The 15,896-nt window shown below is 70.9% G+C and carries 15 protein-coding genes and 1 pseudogene; 4 read left to right on the forward strand and 12 right to left on the reverse strand.

Annotated features, from left to right (window positions below; genetic code table 11):
* Together JWP64_RS15220 and JWP64_RS15225 are read left to right on the forward strand one after the other, a co-directional pair.
* Window positions 1–143 (forward strand): annotated as a pseudogene (locus JWP64_RS15220) (leucyl aminopeptidase); the annotation flags it as partial.
* Window positions 143–889 (forward strand): aspartate/glutamate racemase family protein, encoded by a 747-nt coding sequence (locus JWP64_RS15225; protein ID WP_297496920.1) that lies wholly within the window; start codon window positions 143–145, stop codon window positions 887–889. The pseudogene JWP64_RS15220 and the gene JWP64_RS15225, both read left to right, overlap by 1 nt.
* A 253-nt stretch (window positions 890–1,142) precedes the next feature.
* Here the strand turns inward: JWP64_RS15225 and JWP64_RS15230 are convergent, their stop codons facing one another.
* From JWP64_RS15230 to JWP64_RS15275, 10 genes are all read right to left on the reverse strand, one after another.
* The gene (locus JWP64_RS15230; RefSeq protein ID WP_297496923.1) at window positions 1,143–1,982 is read right to left on the reverse strand and encodes an alpha/beta hydrolase; all 840 of its coding nucleotides are present in this window, start codon (window positions 1,980–1,982) and stop codon (window positions 1,143–1,145) included.
* Window positions 1,979–2,617 carry an isochorismatase family protein gene (locus tag JWP64_RS15235; protein ID WP_297496926.1) on the reverse strand — a complete coding sequence of 213 codons (639 nt, stop codon included), beginning with the start codon at window positions 2,615–2,617 and terminating at the stop codon, window positions 1,979–1,981. Before JWP64_RS15235 ends, JWP64_RS15230 begins: the two co-directional genes overlap by 4 nt.
* Window positions 2,614–3,120 (reverse strand): (2Fe-2S)-binding protein, encoded by a 507-nt coding sequence (locus tag JWP64_RS15240; RefSeq protein WP_297496929.1) that lies wholly within the window; start codon window positions 3,118–3,120, stop codon window positions 2,614–2,616. Before JWP64_RS15240 ends, JWP64_RS15235 begins: the two co-directional genes overlap by 4 nt.
* Window positions 3,117–5,480 (reverse strand): xanthine dehydrogenase family protein molybdopterin-binding subunit, encoded by a 2,364-nt coding sequence (locus JWP64_RS15245; RefSeq protein ID WP_297496932.1) that lies wholly within the window; start codon window positions 5,478–5,480, stop codon window positions 3,117–3,119. Before JWP64_RS15245 ends, JWP64_RS15240 begins: the two co-directional genes overlap by 4 nt.
* Window positions 5,473–6,252: an FAD binding domain-containing protein gene (locus JWP64_RS15250; RefSeq protein WP_297496934.1), complete on the reverse strand. Its 780-nt coding sequence runs from the start codon at window positions 6,250–6,252 to the stop codon at window positions 5,473–5,475. Before JWP64_RS15250 ends, JWP64_RS15245 begins: the two co-directional genes overlap by 8 nt.
* Window positions 6,249–7,661: an MFS transporter gene (locus JWP64_RS15255; protein ID WP_297496936.1), complete on the reverse strand. Its 1,413-nt coding sequence runs from the start codon at window positions 7,659–7,661 to the stop codon at window positions 6,249–6,251. Before JWP64_RS15255 ends, JWP64_RS15250 begins: the two co-directional genes overlap by 4 nt.
* Window positions 7,662–7,681: 20 nt before the next feature.
* Window positions 7,682–8,947 (reverse strand): FAD-dependent monooxygenase, encoded by a 1,266-nt coding sequence (locus JWP64_RS15260; RefSeq protein WP_297496938.1) that lies wholly within the window; start codon window positions 8,945–8,947, stop codon window positions 7,682–7,684.
* Between the two features lie 249 nt (window positions 8,948–9,196).
* Window positions 9,197–9,676: a MarR family transcriptional regulator gene (locus JWP64_RS15265; RefSeq protein WP_297496941.1), complete on the reverse strand. Its 480-nt coding sequence runs from the start codon at window positions 9,674–9,676 to the stop codon at window positions 9,197–9,199.
* Window positions 9,677–9,783: 107 nt separating this feature from the next.
* Complete coding sequence (locus JWP64_RS15270; RefSeq protein WP_297496943.1) at window positions 9,784–10,332, reverse strand: hypothetical protein; 549 nt, start codon at window positions 10,330–10,332, stop codon at window positions 9,784–9,786.
* Window positions 10,333–10,342: 10 nt separating this feature from the next.
* Window positions 10,343–11,260: a hypothetical protein gene (locus JWP64_RS15275; protein WP_297496946.1), complete on the reverse strand. Its 918-nt coding sequence runs from the start codon at window positions 11,258–11,260 to the stop codon at window positions 10,343–10,345.
* 286 nt (window positions 11,261–11,546) lie between these two features.
* Between JWP64_RS15275 and JWP64_RS15280 the strand changes: the two genes are divergently transcribed.
* Both JWP64_RS15280 and JWP64_RS15285 read left to right on the forward strand, forming a co-directional pair.
* Complete coding sequence (locus JWP64_RS15280; protein ID WP_297496948.1) at window positions 11,547–12,227, forward strand: type 1 glutamine amidotransferase domain-containing protein; 681 nt, start codon at window positions 11,547–11,549, stop codon at window positions 12,225–12,227.
* 76 nt (window positions 12,228–12,303) lie between these two features.
* Window positions 12,304–13,227 (forward strand): SDR family oxidoreductase, encoded by a 924-nt coding sequence (locus JWP64_RS15285; RefSeq protein WP_297496951.1) that lies wholly within the window; start codon window positions 12,304–12,306, stop codon window positions 13,225–13,227.
* 288 nt (window positions 13,228–13,515) lie between these two features.
* On the opposite strand, the gene JWP64_RS15290 is transcribed toward JWP64_RS15285, so the two are convergent.
* Window positions 13,516–13,866: a transglycosylase family protein gene (locus JWP64_RS15290; protein ID WP_297496953.1), complete on the reverse strand. Its 351-nt coding sequence runs from the start codon at window positions 13,864–13,866 to the stop codon at window positions 13,516–13,518.
* Between the two features lie 887 nt (window positions 13,867–14,753).
* Window positions 14,754–15,578, reverse strand: a complete 825-nt coding sequence (locus JWP64_RS15295) for a class I SAM-dependent methyltransferase (RefSeq protein WP_297496956.1) — start codon at window positions 15,576–15,578, stop codon at window positions 14,754–14,756.
* Between the last annotated feature and the right edge of the window lie 318 nt (window positions 15,579–15,896).

Below are 15,896 nucleotides of genomic sequence, written 5' to 3' on the forward strand. Positions count from 1 at the left end.
ACAACGAGCTGGGTGGGCCGAACGACACCGCGTGTCACTTCGACATCCCGATGCGCGGGAACAGCCTCTACCTCGACGACGAGCTGATCGTCGACGCCGGCGAGCTCACCGTCCCCGAGATGAAGCCCGTGGAGAAGCGCTGATGCACGACCATCACATCGGCATGATCGTGCCGAGCTCCAACCTCACGATGGAGACCGAGCTCCCCCGCATGCTGCGCTCCCGCGAGGAGGCCGATCCGGAGAACCGGTTCGTGTTCCACGCCGCGCGGGCCCGGATGCAGCACGTGACCCCGGAGCAGCTGCGTGCGATGAACGCGCAGGCCGAGCGGGCAGCGACCGAGCTGGCCGACGCCCGCCCGGACGTCGTCGCCACGGCCTGCCTGGTGGCGATCATGGCCCAGGGCCCCGGCTACCACTGCACCGCCGAGGACGCGATCACCGCGGCGCTGCGGGCGGAGGGCGCGCAGGCGCCCGTGATCTCCTCCGCGGGTGCCCTGCTCGACGGCATCGCCGCGCTGGGCGCCGAGCGCGTCGCGATCATCACGCCGTACATGAAGCCCCTGACCCAGGCGGTGATCGAGTACCTGACCGACGCCGGCGTCGAGGTCGTGGACTCGCTGTCGCTGGAGGTGCCGGACAACCTCGCCGTCGCCCGGCTCGACCCCGCCGACCTGCGCAAGCACTACCAGCAGCTGGACCTCTCCCGCGCCGATGCCCTGGTGCTCAGCGCGTGCGTGCAGATGCCCTCGCTGCCGTCGATCCAGCCGGTCGAGGAAGAGGTGGGCATCCCGGTGCTCTCCGCGGCCACCGCCACGACCTACCGGATCCTGCAGGAGCTGGGCCTCCCGCCGATCGTCCCGAACGCGGGACGGCTGCTCGCCGGCTGACCGGGGCCGGACCGGGCATCGGAGAACCTTCCGGGCACGATGTCCGGATGCTCAGCGACGACGACCTGACCGCCCGGATCCGGCGGCCGCGGACGCCGGCCGCGCGCTCGGCCTCGACGTCGGCGAGCCCGAGGTGCTCTACGACGTCTTCTCCGTGGTCGTCCGGCTCGACCAGTGGCGCGCGACGCCCGAGTTCACTGGGGCTAGGGCGACGGGACCCCGGCTCGCCGGATGCCGGACCCCGACTCGCGAGTCAGGTCATGGCGCCGAGGGACTTCCGGAGCAGCGACAGGGCTGCGGGCGGGTTGTCCCAGAACACCATGTGACCGGCGTCGGGGATCTCGGTCATCGACGCGCCGGGGTTGGCCTTGGCCGCCTCCTCGGCGCCTTCCGCCGTGACGACGGGGGAGTCGGCGCCGTACAGCAGCGTCGCCGGTGCCGGGACCGACGGCCAGGTGTCGAAGAAGTCCTCGGTCTCGAAGCCCTCGTGGGTGGCCCGGATCGCCTCGGGATCGCAGCTCGAGAGCCAGCGCGCCCGCAGCTCCTGTTCGCGCCGCGGCCAGCGCGGCCAGGCCTGCGCGACCTCGTCCGCGTCCGTCCCGCGCCGGGCCTCGTCGAGCTGGCCGAGGAAGGCCGCCAGCGTGGTCGGGTACGGCCCGCGGCCGGACCCGCTCATCGGCGGGTCCACCAGGACCGTGCCCCGCAGCGGCCGCATCGTCGCGGTGACCGCGGCTATCCGAGCGCCCATCGAGTGTCCGAGCAGGAGCGGGTCCGTGCCGATCCCGGGGAGCCCGTCGAGAATTGCGAACGTGTCGGAGGCGTAGTCCGCCAGGCTGTACGACGGCCCGGAGTCCGACAGCCCCCGCCCTCGGACGTCGACGACGATCGGCCGCACCAGGTCCCGCAGCTCGCGGGCCACGAAGTCCATCGTGATCGCCGGGCTGGTGATCCCGGGCAGGACGACCAGCGGCACGCCGGAGCCGCCGTAGTCGAGGAAGTGCAGGCGCACGTCCCCGTTCCGCACCCACCGCGATGTGGCGGGGATGTCGGCCAGGTCGGCGAGCGCGTCCTGCCGGACGCAGCGGGCGCTCATTTGACGCCCCCCACGTAGGCGAGGGCGTCGTCGAGCGAGACGACGTCGCCGTACTTGGCCTGGATGTCGAACAGGTTCGCCTCGGCCGGCCCGTCGGCCCGGTCGCCCACGCACTCCCGCGGGACGAGCACGGGATAGCCGCACTGCAGCGCGTCGACCACGGTGGCGCGCACGCACCCGCTGGTGGTGGCCCCGCAGACGATCACCGTGTCCGCCCCCGTCGACGCGAGCAGCGAAGCCAGCCCGGTCCCGAAGAACCCCGAGGCGCCCTTCTTCACGATCAGGTGGTCGGCGTCGGTGAACGGCAGCCGGTCGTCGATCTCGACGGCCTCGGACCCGATCGCGAGCGCCCGCATCCCGGGTGCCTTGTCCAGCCAGACCACGGTGTCCAGCTCGGCGGGGGTGTACCCGATCGTCGTGTAGACGACCGGCACGCCGGCCGGGCCCGCGGCCGCGACCAGCTGCGACGTCGCCGCGACGACCTCGGTCAGGTCCGCACCGGTCGGGTAGGCGGGGTCGGTGAACCCCTTCGTCAGGTCGACGACCACGATGGCCGGGCGCTCCCCGCGCCGGACCGGCGAGCCGAAGCCCGCCCGGTCGTAGGTCGCGTCGGTCTCGGATCCGTGGAGGCTCATGCGGTGCTCCTGTCGAGCTGGTCCTGGAAGGCGGCGCGCCGGCGCGAGGCGCAGTCGTCGATCGCCTCGACGATGGTCTGGTATCCGGTGCACCGGCACAGGTTCGAGGCCACGACCTCGCGGATCTCCTCCTTCGTGGCCTCCGGCTCCTCGGCGAGGTAGCCCTCGGCGAGCATGAGCATCCCGGGCGTGCAGAACCCGCACTGCAGGCCGTGGTGCTCGGAGAAGCACCGCTGGAGGTCGTTCAACGTCCCGTCCGGCTCCGCGAGCGACTCCACGGTCCGGATCTCGGCCCCCTCGACCTGCGCGGCGAACAGCAGGCAGGCCCGGGCCGGCGCGCCGTCGACGAGCACGGTGCAGGCGCCGCAGATCCCGTGCTCGCACCCGACGTGCGTGCCGGTCAGGCCCAGGTCGTGGCGCAGCACGTCGACGAGCGTGCGGCGGGGCTCGATCGCGAGATCGTGCCGCTCGCCGTTCACGGTCAGCTCGATCAGCTGGATCATGCCTTCTCCAATGCCCTGAAGATCGCTTCCCGCGGGACCGGGGTGTCGTCGAGCTCGACCCCGGTGTGCCGCAACGCGTCGTTCACCGCGTTGAGGACTGCGGCGGGCGCCCCGATCGTGCCGCCCTCGCCGGCGCCCTTGGCGCCGCTCTCGGTGAACGCGCAGGGCGTCTCGAGGTGCTCGATCCGTACGTCCGGGATCTCCGCGGCCGTCGGGACCTTGTACTCCATGAAGCTCGGCGCGAGCGGCTGGCCGGCGTCGTCGTAGGTGACCTGCTCGAACAGCGCCCCGGCGATGCCCTGCGCGATCCCGCCGCGGGCCTGCCCCTCGACGACCTGCGGGTGGATCGCCACGCCGCAGTCCTCGACGCAGACGTACCGCAGGATCTCGATCCCACCCGTGCCCGGGTCCAGCTCGACGACCACGCCGTGGGTGGCGTTGGAGAACGTCCCGTCGCCGCCGACGTCGAAGCTCGCCGTGGCCGACAGGCCCGGCCCGACGCCCTTGGGTAGCAGGTGCGCCTTCAGGTAGGCGACGTCGGCGATCTCCGCGAAGGACAGCGACCGGTCCCCGACGCGGACGCCGCCCGCCCCGTCGAGCTCGGCCGAGTCGACGTCGGCCTCGAGCAGGTGCGCCGCGATCTCGCGCAGCTGGTCGCCGAGCTTGACCGATGCGGCCGCCACCGCGCTGCCGCCGATGGTGATCGAGCGTGAGGCGAACGAGCCCCAGCCGTAGGTGATCCGATCGGTGTCGCCCTGCACGATCTTGACCCGGTCGTACGGGATCCCCAGCCGGTCCGCCACGATCTGCGCCATCGTCGTCTCGTGGCTCTGCCCGTGGGAGAGGGTGCCGGTGGTGACCGAGACCGTCCCGTTCAGGTCCATCCGGATCTCGGAGATGTCGAAGCCGGGCACGACCTCCATCCTCCGCTGCGCGAACGCCCCCGAGCCGTAGCCGGTGCGCTCCGAGAAGCAGGAGAAGCCGATGCCGATCACCCGGTTCTCGTCCGAGCGACGAGAGAACCAACCCTCGTCGCGCAGGGTCTGTTCGCACAGGTCGAGCGACTCCAGGTAGGACCCCGGGTCGTAGGTGATGTCGTTGACGCCCTTGTACGGGAACACGGTGATCACGTTGCGGCGCCGCAGCTCCACCGCGTCCAGCCCGAGCGCGCGGGCGGCCTTCTCGAAGACCCGCTCGACGACCATCACGTACTGCGGCCGGCTCACACCGCGGTACGGCGCGGTCGGCGCCTTGTTCGTGGTGACGGCCCGCCCGCGCACCCGGTACGCGGGGATCTTGTAGACGCCCGGCATCTCGGCGGACGCCATCAGCGGCTCGATCCCGGCCGTGAACGGGTAGCAGGAGTAGGCGCCCATGTCGCAGACGACGTCGGCGTCGAGCGCCAGGATCTCCCCCTCGGCGGAGAAGGCGGCCCGCACGGCGTAGCGCTGCTCGCGGGCGAGGAAGGCCGCGGTCAGGGCGTCGCGCCGGTCCTCGATCCACTTGACCGGCCTGCGGAGCCGGAGCGCGGCGGCCGCGGCGGCGATCTCCTCGCGCCCGACCACGCACTTCTGCCCGAACCCGCCGCCCATGTCCGGCACGATGACCCGGACCTGCTTCTCGTCCAGGCCCACGCACCGCGCCAGCACGGTCCGGACCTGGTGCGGGACCTGGGAGCAGGTCTGTACGCGCAGCTGCTCGTCCCGGTCGTCCCAGTCGGCGACGACGCCGCGGGTCTCCAGCGGGAGAGCGTTCTGCCGGCCGGTCTTGGTGTGCACCTCGACGACCGTGTGCGCCTCGTCGAAGATCGCGTCGATTCCCTCGGTGGCGAAGAGCGAGACGTCGACCAGCGTGTTCCGGGGGGCCTCGGCGTGCACCAGGGGAGCGCCCTCGGCGAGCGCCGCGGTGTCGGAGACGACGGGCTGCAGCGGCGCGTACTCGACGATCGCGGCCTCGACCCCGTCCTCCACGGCGTAGGGATCGCGGGCGACGACGATCGCCACCGGCTCGCCGACGTAGCGCGCCCGGTCATGAGCCAGCACCGGCATCGCGGTGGGCACGAACTCGTGCGGCGGGCGGTCGAGCAGCGCGGTGACGCCGCGCAGGTTCAGGTCGGCGGCGCTGTAGGCGGCCACCACGCCCGGCACGGCCCGGACCTCGGAGAGGTCGACGGACAGGATCTCCGCGTGCGCCTCGGTGCTGCGGACGAACTGGGCGTGCAGCATCCCGGGAAGGACGATGTCGTCGACGAACCGTCCGCGGCCGGCCAGTAACCGCGGGTCCTCGCGGCGCGGGACCGAGGCGCCGACCCAGGCGCCGTCGCGCCGGAGGTGTGGACTTCTCTGGGGTGGCTCAGCCACGGGAAGCTTCCTTTCGTGCCCGCTGGACCAGCGTGCGGACCAGGCCGCGGCGGTAGTGCGCGCTGATTCCCGGCTCGTCGCGCAGCTCGAGCGCGCCGGCGATCTCCTCGGCGGTCCCGGCCCGCTCGACCAGCACAGGGGTGGGGGCGACCCCGCCGAGCACGACCCGGTCGGCGTCGAGGTCGACGGCCGCGGCGACCAGCGCGAAGTCCCCGCGCCGGTCCGCGTACTCCGTCAGCGCCGCCCGGGGGGCGGGCCGCGGGAACACGACCTCGACGATCAGCTCGTCGGGCTGCAGGGCCGTGGTGAACGGGCCCCGGAAGAAGTCGACCGCCCGGATCTCGCGGACCCCCGACGGTCCTTCCGCGCGGATCCGGGCGTCGAGCAGGACGGCGAGCAGGCACCACTCGGCCGCCGCGTCGGCGTGGGCGATGCTCCCGCCGACCGTCCCGCGGGTGCGGATGGGCAGGTGGCCCACCCACCGCATCGCGCGGGACAGCACCGCGAAGTCCCCGAGGTCCGCCTTCTCGACCGCGCGGTGCGTGGTCAGCGCCCCGAGGCGCAGCGAGTCGCCGTCGCGGCGGATCCCGGCGAGCCCCTCGACGTGCGTGATGTCGACCAGGTGCTCGGGCCGGGCGAGCCGGAAGTTCATCATCGCGACCAGGCTCTGGCCACCCGCGATGACCTTGGCGTCGTCGCCCAGCTCGGTGAGGAGCCCTACCGCGCCCGCCGTGGTGCGGGCGCGGTGGTAGGTGAAGGCGGCGGGCTTCACGCGGAGCGGGCCGGCTGGGTGGTGGGCGCCTCGGCGCCCGTGACGTCCTCGGACCCGACGATCCGGTCGAGCTCGCGGCCCTTGGTCTCCGGCGCGGCCAGCGCCATGTAGAGCACCGCACCGAGCACGACCACGCCCATCAGGGCGAACGTCAGCGGCAGGCCCAGGACCGGCCAGAGCAGGCTGCCGAAGATCAGCGGTACGAAGCCGGTGACCGCGCGGCTCATCGACGAGGCCCAGCCGAACCCGCTGGCGCGCAGTTCGGTCGGGTAGAGCTCCGAGACGTAGGCGTACATCACCGGGATCACCACGAGGGCGAAGAACCCGAAGACCGCGATCATCACGATGGCCGCCGTCGGCGAGCCCAGGACCAGGGAGAAGACCAGCAGGGACAGGGCGGCGAGCGGGGCCGCGACGCCGATGACCCACTTCCGGCCGACGACCTCGACCAGCACCACGGAGGTGATGACGCCGAGGATGCCGACCGCGTTCATCACGGTCGTGGAGCCGAACGCGGCGACCTCGCCCATGCCCTGCGCCCGCAGGATGGACGGCATCCAGGACAGGGCGGCGTAGTAGACGACCATCACGGAGATGAACAGCGCCCAGGCCACGCCGGTGACCTTCGGGTTGAACGCCCAGACCAGCCGGAGCTGGTCGACGGCGGCTGCCAGGCCCTTCTTCCGCGACGCGGTGGCCTCCGGCACCACGGCCGGGATCTCGTAGGGCTCGGGCGTGGCGCCGGTCCGCGCCACCATGTCGTCGATGACGGCCCGGGCCTCGGCCTCGCGCCCGGTGCGGGCCAGGTAGATCGGCGATTCCGGCACGCCGCGGCGGATCCAGACCAGCAGGATCGCGGGCAGCACCATCAGTGCGAGCATCCAGCGCCAGTTGCCGGTGACCGGCACGAGGAACGTGGCGGTGACGCCGGCGAGCGTGGTGCCGATCGGCCACCAGCCGTCCATCGCGGCGAGCACCCGCCCGCGCTGCTTGCGCGGCGAGAACTCGCTGACGATCGCGTAGTCCACCGGGATGCAGCCGCCCAGGCCGACGCCGGCCAGGAAGCGGAGCACCAGGAAGACCTCCCAGCTCGGCGACAGCGCGCCCAGCACGGAGAACAGCGCGAAGATCATCAGGGTGATCGAGAAGGCCTTCTTGCGGCCCATCCGGTCCGCGATGGTGCCCCAGGCGATCGCACCGACCGCCATGCCGATCAGGTTGGCCGTCGCGACGAGGCCGCGCTGGCCGGTGCCGAGCCCGAACTCGGTGCCGAGCAGTGGGGTGAGGAAGCCGTTCAGGGAGACGTCCCAGGCGTCGAACATGTACCCGAGACCGCCGATGACGAAGATCCGGCCCTGCACCCCCCACTTCCACGGGAGGTCCTGGACGACCTGGTCGCCTGTACGCATGATCTGCTCCGGTTCTCGACTCAGCGTGCGAACGGGTAGGAGTGGGACTCGGTGTCCGGGTCGTTCAGTGGCGAACCGCCCCAGAGCCAGTCGTAGGAGACGTCGGACTCGCCTCGGAAATCACGGAGGAGCGCATCGCGTTCCTGCTGCTCCGGGCCGTCGGGCAGGTGGTAGAAGCGCATGTTCTCGAGCGACGCGTCCTGGACCATCCCGGCGTGGGTCGCCCGCCGGGAGACGTACCGGATCAGCGCGCCGTCGATGCCGTCACGGGTCACGGCGCCGAGCTCCTCGGCCAGGACCGCGGCGTCCTCCATGGCCTGGGAGGCGCCCTGGGCCTGGTAGGGGAGCATCGCGTGACAGGCGTCGCCGAGCAGGGCCACCCGGCCGTCGATCCAGACCGGGTCGCGGCGGCGGCGGAACAGCGCCCACTTCGACGCGTCGCCCTCGGCCTTGGAGAGCATCGACGCCACCCGGTCGTCCCAGCCGGGGAAGGCGTCGACGAGCTCGTCGGCGGTGGCGGGGACGGTCCAGGCGTCGGTGGTGTCCAGCGTGTTCGGCACGACCGCGACCACGTTGAGGTATTCCCCGCCGCGGATGAGGTAATGCACGAGGTGCCGGTCCGGCCCGTACCAGAGCGTGGAGTGGAAGCGGTCGAGCAGGAAGCGGGTCGCGGGGTCGGCGGCGATCTTGTCGCCGGGGATCAGTGCGCGGTAGCACATTTCCCCGGAGAAGACGAGCGTGTCGTCGAAGCCGGCGGCGTCGCGGACCCTCGACCGGATCCCGTCGGCACCGATCAGGACGTCGCCGGTGAACCGGCGGCCGTCCGCCGTGATCGCGACCGGCCGGGTGGGGTCGGTGCGATCGATCTCGGCGACGCCGGAGGCGGTGTGCACCTCGGTGACCGGGCCGGGACCGTCCGGGTCGGTGCAGGCGTCGAGCAGGACCTTGTGCAGGTCGGCGCGATGGTAGTGCCAGTACGGGGCGCCGTACTCGCGCTTCACCCGGTCGGCCAGCGGGAGCGACGCGATGATGCTGCCGTCCTGCCAGCGGCGCCGGACCTGGTCGGTCGGCTCGGTGCGGATCGCCTCCATCTGCCTGCGCAGGCCGAGGCCGAAGAGGATCCGGCTCGCGTTCGGGGCGGTCTGGATGCCCGCGCCGACCTCGCCGAGCTGGTTCGCCTGCTCGAGGACGACGGTGCGCAGCCCCCGCCGCCGCAGCGCGAGTGCGGTGGTGAGACCTCCGAGCCCACCACCGACGACGGTGACGGTGAACGACTGGCTGGCCACGTGCCCTCCCAAGGTTGATCCACACTGGACGGTGAGGTCGCCGGGATCCGGCAGCTCAGGGCTCGCACCGCACCGCCCGTCGGAGATAATCCGAACACTGACGATCCTGGAACGCAAGGGGTCCGGCAACCTGTAACGCGTCAGAAACCCGCGAGTCGGCAGTCCTGGTCGACCGAGTGGCACATCCCGGTAGACCGAGGCGTGCGGTTCGGACGACCAGGAGCGCCGACTCGCGGGGGAGGGGGTGGGTCAGTCGTCGACGAGGGACTCCCAATGCTGCGCGATGCCGTTGAGCCTGGTCAGGAGTGCTGCCTCGGCGGACCTGCCGATGTCGCGCATGAGGAGCTCGTCGAGGTCGCGGGCGCGCTTGTCGGCCTCGCGCAGCGAGAGGGTGCCCTCGTCGGTGAGGTGCAGCAACCGCTTGCGGCCGTCCTCCGGCGGGGTCACGCGGACGATGAGCCCCCGGTCCTCGAGTCGTCGCACGATGCTGGCCATCGTCGACCGGTCGAGGGCGACGGCCCGGGCCAGCGACCCCTGCTCGACCCCGGGGTACGCGTCGACCGCGGTGAGCACGGCGAACTGCGGGCCGGTCAGGAGCGGGTCGACGTAGCGCACCCAGGCGGCGGTGTAGGCGTGGTGCAGCCGCCGGGCGACGTACCCGGGCGCGGCCAACAGAGCCGCCGGCGCCGGCAGCTGCTCGGGTTCGGCCCGCACGCGCTTGTCCCCCATGGCTCCATTCGACCACGAGTCCTCGCCGGGCCTACGTCAGCCGGTCCCGCGATCGCCGATCGGGGTGAGAGCTGTGTCGGCTCCGGGCCCGGCCGATCAGCGCCGGGCTAGCCCTGTATCTGCGCGACCAGCGGAGGGTCCTTCAACGCGACGGGCTCGCTGCGCTTGCCGCGCTCCGCGACGGGCTTGGTGGCGATGCCGATGAGCTGCCGAAACACCCAGATCAGACGGATCAGGCGGCCGGACGCGAAGAACAGCGTTCCCTCTGCGATCCACCGCATGCCGGCGGCCGAGGTGCCGTCGCGGTCGAACACCTTGCAGAGGATCAAGATGCCGAGTGCGGCGGCAAGACCACCGAGCGCCGACATCCACTGAGCATGGACCTGGTCGCCGGCGTAGGCCCGGAACTGGGTGATCCGCGGCCCGGAGAAGGCGAGGTAGCTCGCCAGCGCCGTAGCGGTGAAACCGAACAGCAGACCGGTGACGGCGATCATGTCCGTGTAGAGGCTGAGCCGGTTGGTGAAGCCGGTGGTGCGGAGCACGTCGAACCGGCCCGTCGACCACGCGAGCGCGACGTGGCCGCTCGTGAGGAGCGCGGCGAACGGCCAGTCGAGCCACCTGTACTCGACGAGCCGCTTTCCCATCGCCCCCGCCACAGCGGAGAGACTACGCGGAGGGACTGTCGGTTCGGGTGCCGTCGAGCGCGCTGAGGATGTCCTCGTACTGCTTGTCGTAGGCCTCCCTGATCGCCTCGCTCGCCCGGGCGCTGCTCGGGCCTCCTCCGTCGCCGTCGATCTCGACCTCGACCTCCTGGGCCACCGCCTGCGCGAGGAAGTCGAACGAGTCGGACCGGTCGTCCTCGATCCGCCGGTACTTGATGTTGGCGCGTTGCGCGCTGCCCAGGGCGTTCCTGGTGAACAGTTGCCGAACCACGCCGAGCGCCCGATCCGAGGTGTCCTCCGGGCCGTTCGGGGAGAACTTGAGGGCGAGCTCGACCGACACGCCGGGGAGGTTCTGCGTGAAGGTCCTGATGGCGTCGGCGAGGAAGTTGGCCGGTCCGCCGACCTCGGCCGCGGTGTCCGCGTCGAGCTCGAGGTTGATCCGGGTCAGCCTGCCGACACCGGCGAGCGCCCGGAGTGCGTCGCTGTCGACGAGGGGACGGATCGTCATCTCCTCGTCGAAGACCGCGGAGTTGAGGAAGTCCCGCAGCGACGCCGGCCCGGGTGACTGTCCGGTCTGCCTCATGATGCCGACGACGTTCCGCTCGAACAGGCCGACATGGGTCGGCTCGGCGATGGTGTCGCCCTCGTCGAGCTCGAGGGCGCGATAACGGCGGCCGTGCTCGATCCTCATCCGCACGTCGCGGGTGAGGCGGTCAACGGTGATCATGGGGCACTGCGGGGCCCGGCCGGCGCCTTGTGGCGTGTGGATGCTCCCGAGCAGTTCCATCCGGGCGAGCCGCACGTAGGCGTCCTGGTCGGGAATGTTCGACACGATGTCGAGCAGGCGTTCGATGTCGATGTCCGGCACCTGTTGCTCGTCCTTGGACAGCAGCTCGTAGAACCGGACGGTTGCCTTACCCACGCTGACCTCTCGCTGCACCACGACCGCGACGGCGAGGCAGTGGTGTCGTCGGCTCGAATGGAGGTGGGCGGCCGCGTCGCCGGGTCTTCCCCACCTCAGCGCCGCGACCGAGGCCACAGACTAGCATTCGAAGCGAACATATGTTCGATGTCGAGGGGTGATCGTTCCGGCTCTGCCGTTCCGAGCACTACCGGGGAAACCAGGCGTAGGGCCTCGCACCGGGGGTACCTCGCACGGCAGCAGTCGGTCGACGACGTCCCTGACGGGCCGGAGATGGTGACGTGAGATGAAGATCCTTATGGTGCTGACCTCACACGACAAGCTCGGCGACACCGGGCGCAGGACCGGGTTCTGGCTCGAGGAGTTCGCGGCCCCCTACTACGTGTTCTCCGACGCCGGCGCGGACGTCACGCTCGCCTCGCCCAAGGGCGGGCAGCCACCGCTCGACCCGCGCAGCGACGAGCCCGACTCGCAGACGGACGCGACGCGGCGGTTCCGGGCCGACGAGGAGGCGCAGGCGAAGCTCGCGAACACGGAGAAGCTCGCGAACGTCTCCGCCGGCGACTTCGACACGGTCTTCTACCCCGGTGGGCACGGCCCGATGTGGGACCTGCCCGACAATCCCGACTCGATCGCGCTGCTCGAGGGGTTCCTCGCCGACGACAAGCCGATCGCCGCTGTCTGCCACGCGCCCGCGGCACTGGTCAACGTGCGCGCGCAGGACGGGTCCTACCTCGTGGCGGACCGGCACGTCACGGGCTTCGCCGACGAGGAGGAAGCCGGGGTCGGCCTGACCGATGTGGTGCCGTTCCTGCTCGAGGACCGCCTCGCGGACCGCGGCGCCGTGTACGCCCGCAGCAAGGCCTGGGGCCCGCACGTGGAGGTGGACGGGCGATTGGTCACCGGGCAGAACCCCGCGTCGTCGACGGGCACCGCGGAGCGGCTGCTGGAGATGCTGCGAACCTGACCCCGGGCGGTGGCGTCCGCCTCCGGTTCATGGCTCCCTGACCGGTTCTGTCAGGGATCCACCAGATGCTTCGACCATGCCTGATCGAGAGCAGCCACTGGCCGGACGGGTCGCGCTCGTCGCGGGTGCCACCCGTGGTGCGGGGCGGGGTATCGCGCTGGAACTCGCCGCGGCCGGGGCGACGGTCTACGCCACAGGACGCAGCACCGTCGGGAAGCGTTCGGAGTACGACCGACCCGAGACGATCGAGGAGACCGCCGCCCTCGCGAAGGTTCTGGGAGGGGAGGTCATCCCGGTCGTCGTCGACCATCTGGACCCTGGTCAGGTGCGTGACCTGGTTGCGCGCATCGACGCCGAGCGCGGCCGCCTGGACGTCCTGGTCAACGACATCTTCGGAGGGGGCCCGCTGGCCGAGTGGCACAAGCCCGTCTGGGAGCACTCCCTCGACGCGGGACTGCACCTGCTCCGGCTCGCGATCGACACGCATGTCGTCACGGCGCACCATGCCTTTCCGCTTCTGGTGCGCGAGCCGGGCGGGCTCGTCGTGGAGGTCACCGACGGCACCGCCGAGTACAACGACGAGAACTACCGGCTCAACGTCTACTACGACCTCGCGAAGATCGCGCCGATCCGGCTCGCGCGCAGCTGGGCACACGAGCTGCGTGACCACGGAGGAACCGCGGTCGCGGTGACACCTGGATGGTTGCGCTCCGAGGAGATGCTCGACATCTACGGCGTCACCGAAGAGACGTGGCGGGACGCCACTGACAAGGAGCCGCACTTCGCGATCGCCGAGAGCCCATGCTTCGTGGGCCGTGGGCTTGCCGCGTTGGCGGCGGATCCGGGCCGCTCGCGTTGGACGGGCCGGTCGACGTCCAGCGGTGAACTCGCGCGCGAGTACGGCGTCACGGACATCGATGGTTCCGCCCCTGATGCGTGGCGCTACATCGTGGAGGTCCAGGACGCGGGCCTTCCGGCGGACACCAGCGGCTATCGATGACGGCGTGATACTCGGCCGGGCGTTGCCGCTCCTGCATTCGCCTCTGCCGCGACGACTCGCGCCCTCTTCGGAACGGAAGCCACGCACGCGGGGCCCGACCGGTTGCCTTCACCGGCCGGGCCCCGAGCGTGAAACAGATCCGGGCTGAGTCTTCCCCGCGCCCGCGGCGGTCTTCCCGACGAGATCAGGCGCTGCCCGAGGTCGAACGGCCGCCACGGCGCACGGGGATCTTCCGGAATCCGGGGGCGGAGCGACGGACGCCGCCCCGGCGATCGGAAGTCTCGGCCCTCAGGCCAGGCCGAGCTTCTTCGAGCAGGCCGGCCAGGCGTTCCAGCCCTGCGCGGCCAGCACCTTCTCGGCGACGGCGATCTGCTGCTCGCGGGTCGCATTCTGCGGGGCGCCCTGGCCGCCGAAGGCCTGCCACGTCGAGGGGGTGAACTGCAGGCCACCGGAGAACCCGTTGCCGGTGTTGATGTTCCAGTTACCGCTGCTCTCGCACTGGGCCAGCCTGTCCCACGTCGAGTCGGCGGCAGCGTTCGCGGTGCCGGAAACGGCGAGCGGAGTTCCGACCGCAATGGCGCCGGCGAGACCCACGCGCAGCAGGTTACGGCGAGAGAAGATCGAGATTCGAGAAGTCATGGGGAGTGCTCCATCTGCGCCCTCGAGAAGATTCCTGCACAGATCGGATTGCAAAGCAGCTTGGGGAGCTGATGCCGAACTCTGCCCGGCCGACGTTGGGGATGACGTCGGCCGGTACTTCTCGCCCTGTTCCCTCTTTTTTCTCTACGGACCGAAACCGCGGAACAGGGTGAGGCGCAGCGGGTCGGATGAATTTCCGGCCGACCCGCACGGGCCAACCAGTCGCCAAGGCTACGTAAAACCGAGGCGGCGGGTGTCATGATCAATTCATGACCGCCGTCACGCGTCCCGGCTCGCCGCTTTCCCTACTTGCTGAATCCGCAGGTCAGGCGACATACATCACGATTCGATCACGACGCTGGAAATCGATCGAATCGCGACGATTGTCATCCACGCCACATTCACTCGACGACTACTCGTACAGAAAGTGACAGGGACAACGGTGCCGATACGGCCGATCAGGCGCTGCCGTATACCGGAATTCGGGCCCCCGCTGTTGGTCCGTGTGTCGTCGCTGTGCAGGGACCCGATCACCTTCGCGATGTCCGTCGGCGGCACCGCCGGTGGCAGGCCCTCCGACCTCCACGTGCGCTTCGCCGGGTGTCGATCACCGCGATATCGCGCACTGGCCTCGCTGCCCGGCGTGTCGGTCACCGGGTCGGCGCCCCACTGTCGATGGCCCGGTCGTAGGCGGGACGAAGTGGCGGAGGCCTGGATTCCGCGACGGCCCGGCCCACCGGTCGCCCGTCGGCGCCTCCTGGCAGTCCGGCGGCACTGCCAGGTTCAAGCGGCGCCGGTCACGGTGCTGCAGTGTGAACGAGAGGCGCGGCGAACGGATCACCCGCGGGGGCGGAGACCGCGCCCTCGCGCGGGTCGGCCGGCATGGTTCAGGCCGGCTGGCAGATCATCTCGGTCGGCGCGATGGACGCCCGCTCGAGATTGTCGATCATGATGGCGACCTTGGCCGAGGCGTCCTGGCCCATGACGATGTTCAGGCCCAATGTCGGTGGGCCGCTGTCGGCGATCCTGGCTCGTAGCTGGCGGAAGAAGGCGACCCCGAAGTCCCGGCGGTCCCGTTCGACAGCGACGGACAGGCCGGCCTTCGCCAGCAGTTCTCGGTAGTGCGCTGGTTCGGTGAGGAAGCTGGTCGCCGGTGTCGAGGCCCACGGGACGGGGTAGGTGATCTCGGCTGTCCCGGTTCGCATGACGTCGTAGAGGCCGAAGGTGCCGTCCTCGGTGAGAACGCGCCGGACCTCTGCGAACAGGGTCTGTTTGTCCGCGATGTTCATCCCCACGTGCAGCATGCAGGCGCGGTCGAACGAATGATCGTCGAAGGGCAGCGCGGTCGCGTTGCCCTGGTGGAACCTCACCTGCTCGGCGAGCCCGGCGCGGTGAGTGAGCGACCGGGCGACCTGCACGTACTCTTCTGTCAGGTCGATTCCGGTGACCCTGACCTGGTGATTCTGGGCGAGGTAGCGGGCGGTGCCGCCCAGTCCGCTCCCCACGTCGAGCACCCGCAGACCCGGGTATAGATCCATCTGGTCGACCAGTGCGACGGTCGCAATTCGGCCGCCGATGTGGAACTCATCGACCGGTGCGAGCTGGTCGGGTTCCAGGTGTTCGGGGTCGACGCCGATCGTGAGGAGGGCACCGAGGATCTGCTCCTCCAGCGCCCCGTGCGAATAGTGCTGTGCGACTGACTCTTCACTCATCCTGGTCCGCCACCCCTTCGGCTACGTCGACGCCGCGAGTCCTCGAGTGTCGCGTAGCCGAGACCGTCGAGGAACCAGCCGACCCGGCGACCGGGGCGGAACGGCGGAGCGAGCCGGTCCTGCTCGCGCACGGACGCCGTCCACGGCGCTAGATCAGCCCTCTGGCCGAGATCGCCGGGGACGTGTGTGGGCCCCGCGCGCTGCCGGTAGCGGATCTGCAGGCGGACCGGACTCTCCCCGGCTCATCACGAGGGCTGATCGAAGGAGCCCGGCGATAGAGCCTCGGCATGCCAGGATCATCCGGTCCCGGTCGGCAGG

This window comes from Pseudonocardia sp., assembly GCF_025465255.1.
Lineage (GTDB): Bacteria > Actinomycetota > Actinomycetes > Mycobacteriales > Pseudonocardiaceae > Pseudonocardia.

Coding starts and splice junctions, on each gene's coding strand:
- JWP64_RS15225 (WP_297496920.1), top strand. CDS start 143: ATGCACGACCATCACATCGGCATGATCGTGCCGAGCTCCAACCTCACG.
- JWP64_RS15230 (WP_297496923.1), bottom strand. CDS start 1,982: ATGAGCGCCCGCTGCGTCCGGCAGGACGCGCTCGCCGACCTGGCCGAC.
- JWP64_RS15235 (WP_297496926.1), bottom strand. CDS start 2,617: ATGAGCCTCCACGGATCCGAGACCGACGCGACCTACGACCGGGCGGGC.
- JWP64_RS15240 (WP_297496929.1), bottom strand. CDS start 3,120: ATGATCCAGCTGATCGAGCTGACCGTGAACGGCGAGCGGCACGATCTC.
- JWP64_RS15255 (WP_297496936.1), bottom strand. CDS start 7,661: ATGCGTACAGGCGACCAGGTCGTCCAGGACCTCCCGTGGAAGTGGGGG.
- JWP64_RS15265 (WP_297496941.1), bottom strand. CDS start 9,676: ATGGGGGACAAGCGCGTGCGGGCCGAACCCGAGCAGCTGCCGGCGCCG.
- JWP64_RS15280 (WP_297496948.1), top strand. CDS start 11,547: ATGAAGATCCTTATGGTGCTGACCTCACACGACAAGCTCGGCGACACC.
- JWP64_RS15285 (WP_297496951.1), top strand. CDS start 12,304: ATGCCTGATCGAGAGCAGCCACTGGCCGGACGGGTCGCGCTCGTCGCG.
- JWP64_RS15290 (WP_297496953.1), bottom strand. CDS start 13,866: ATGACTTCTCGAATCTCGATCTTCTCTCGCCGTAACCTGCTGCGCGTG.
- JWP64_RS15295 (WP_297496956.1), bottom strand. CDS start 15,578: ATGAGTGAAGAGTCAGTCGCACAGCACTATTCGCACGGGGCGCTGGAG.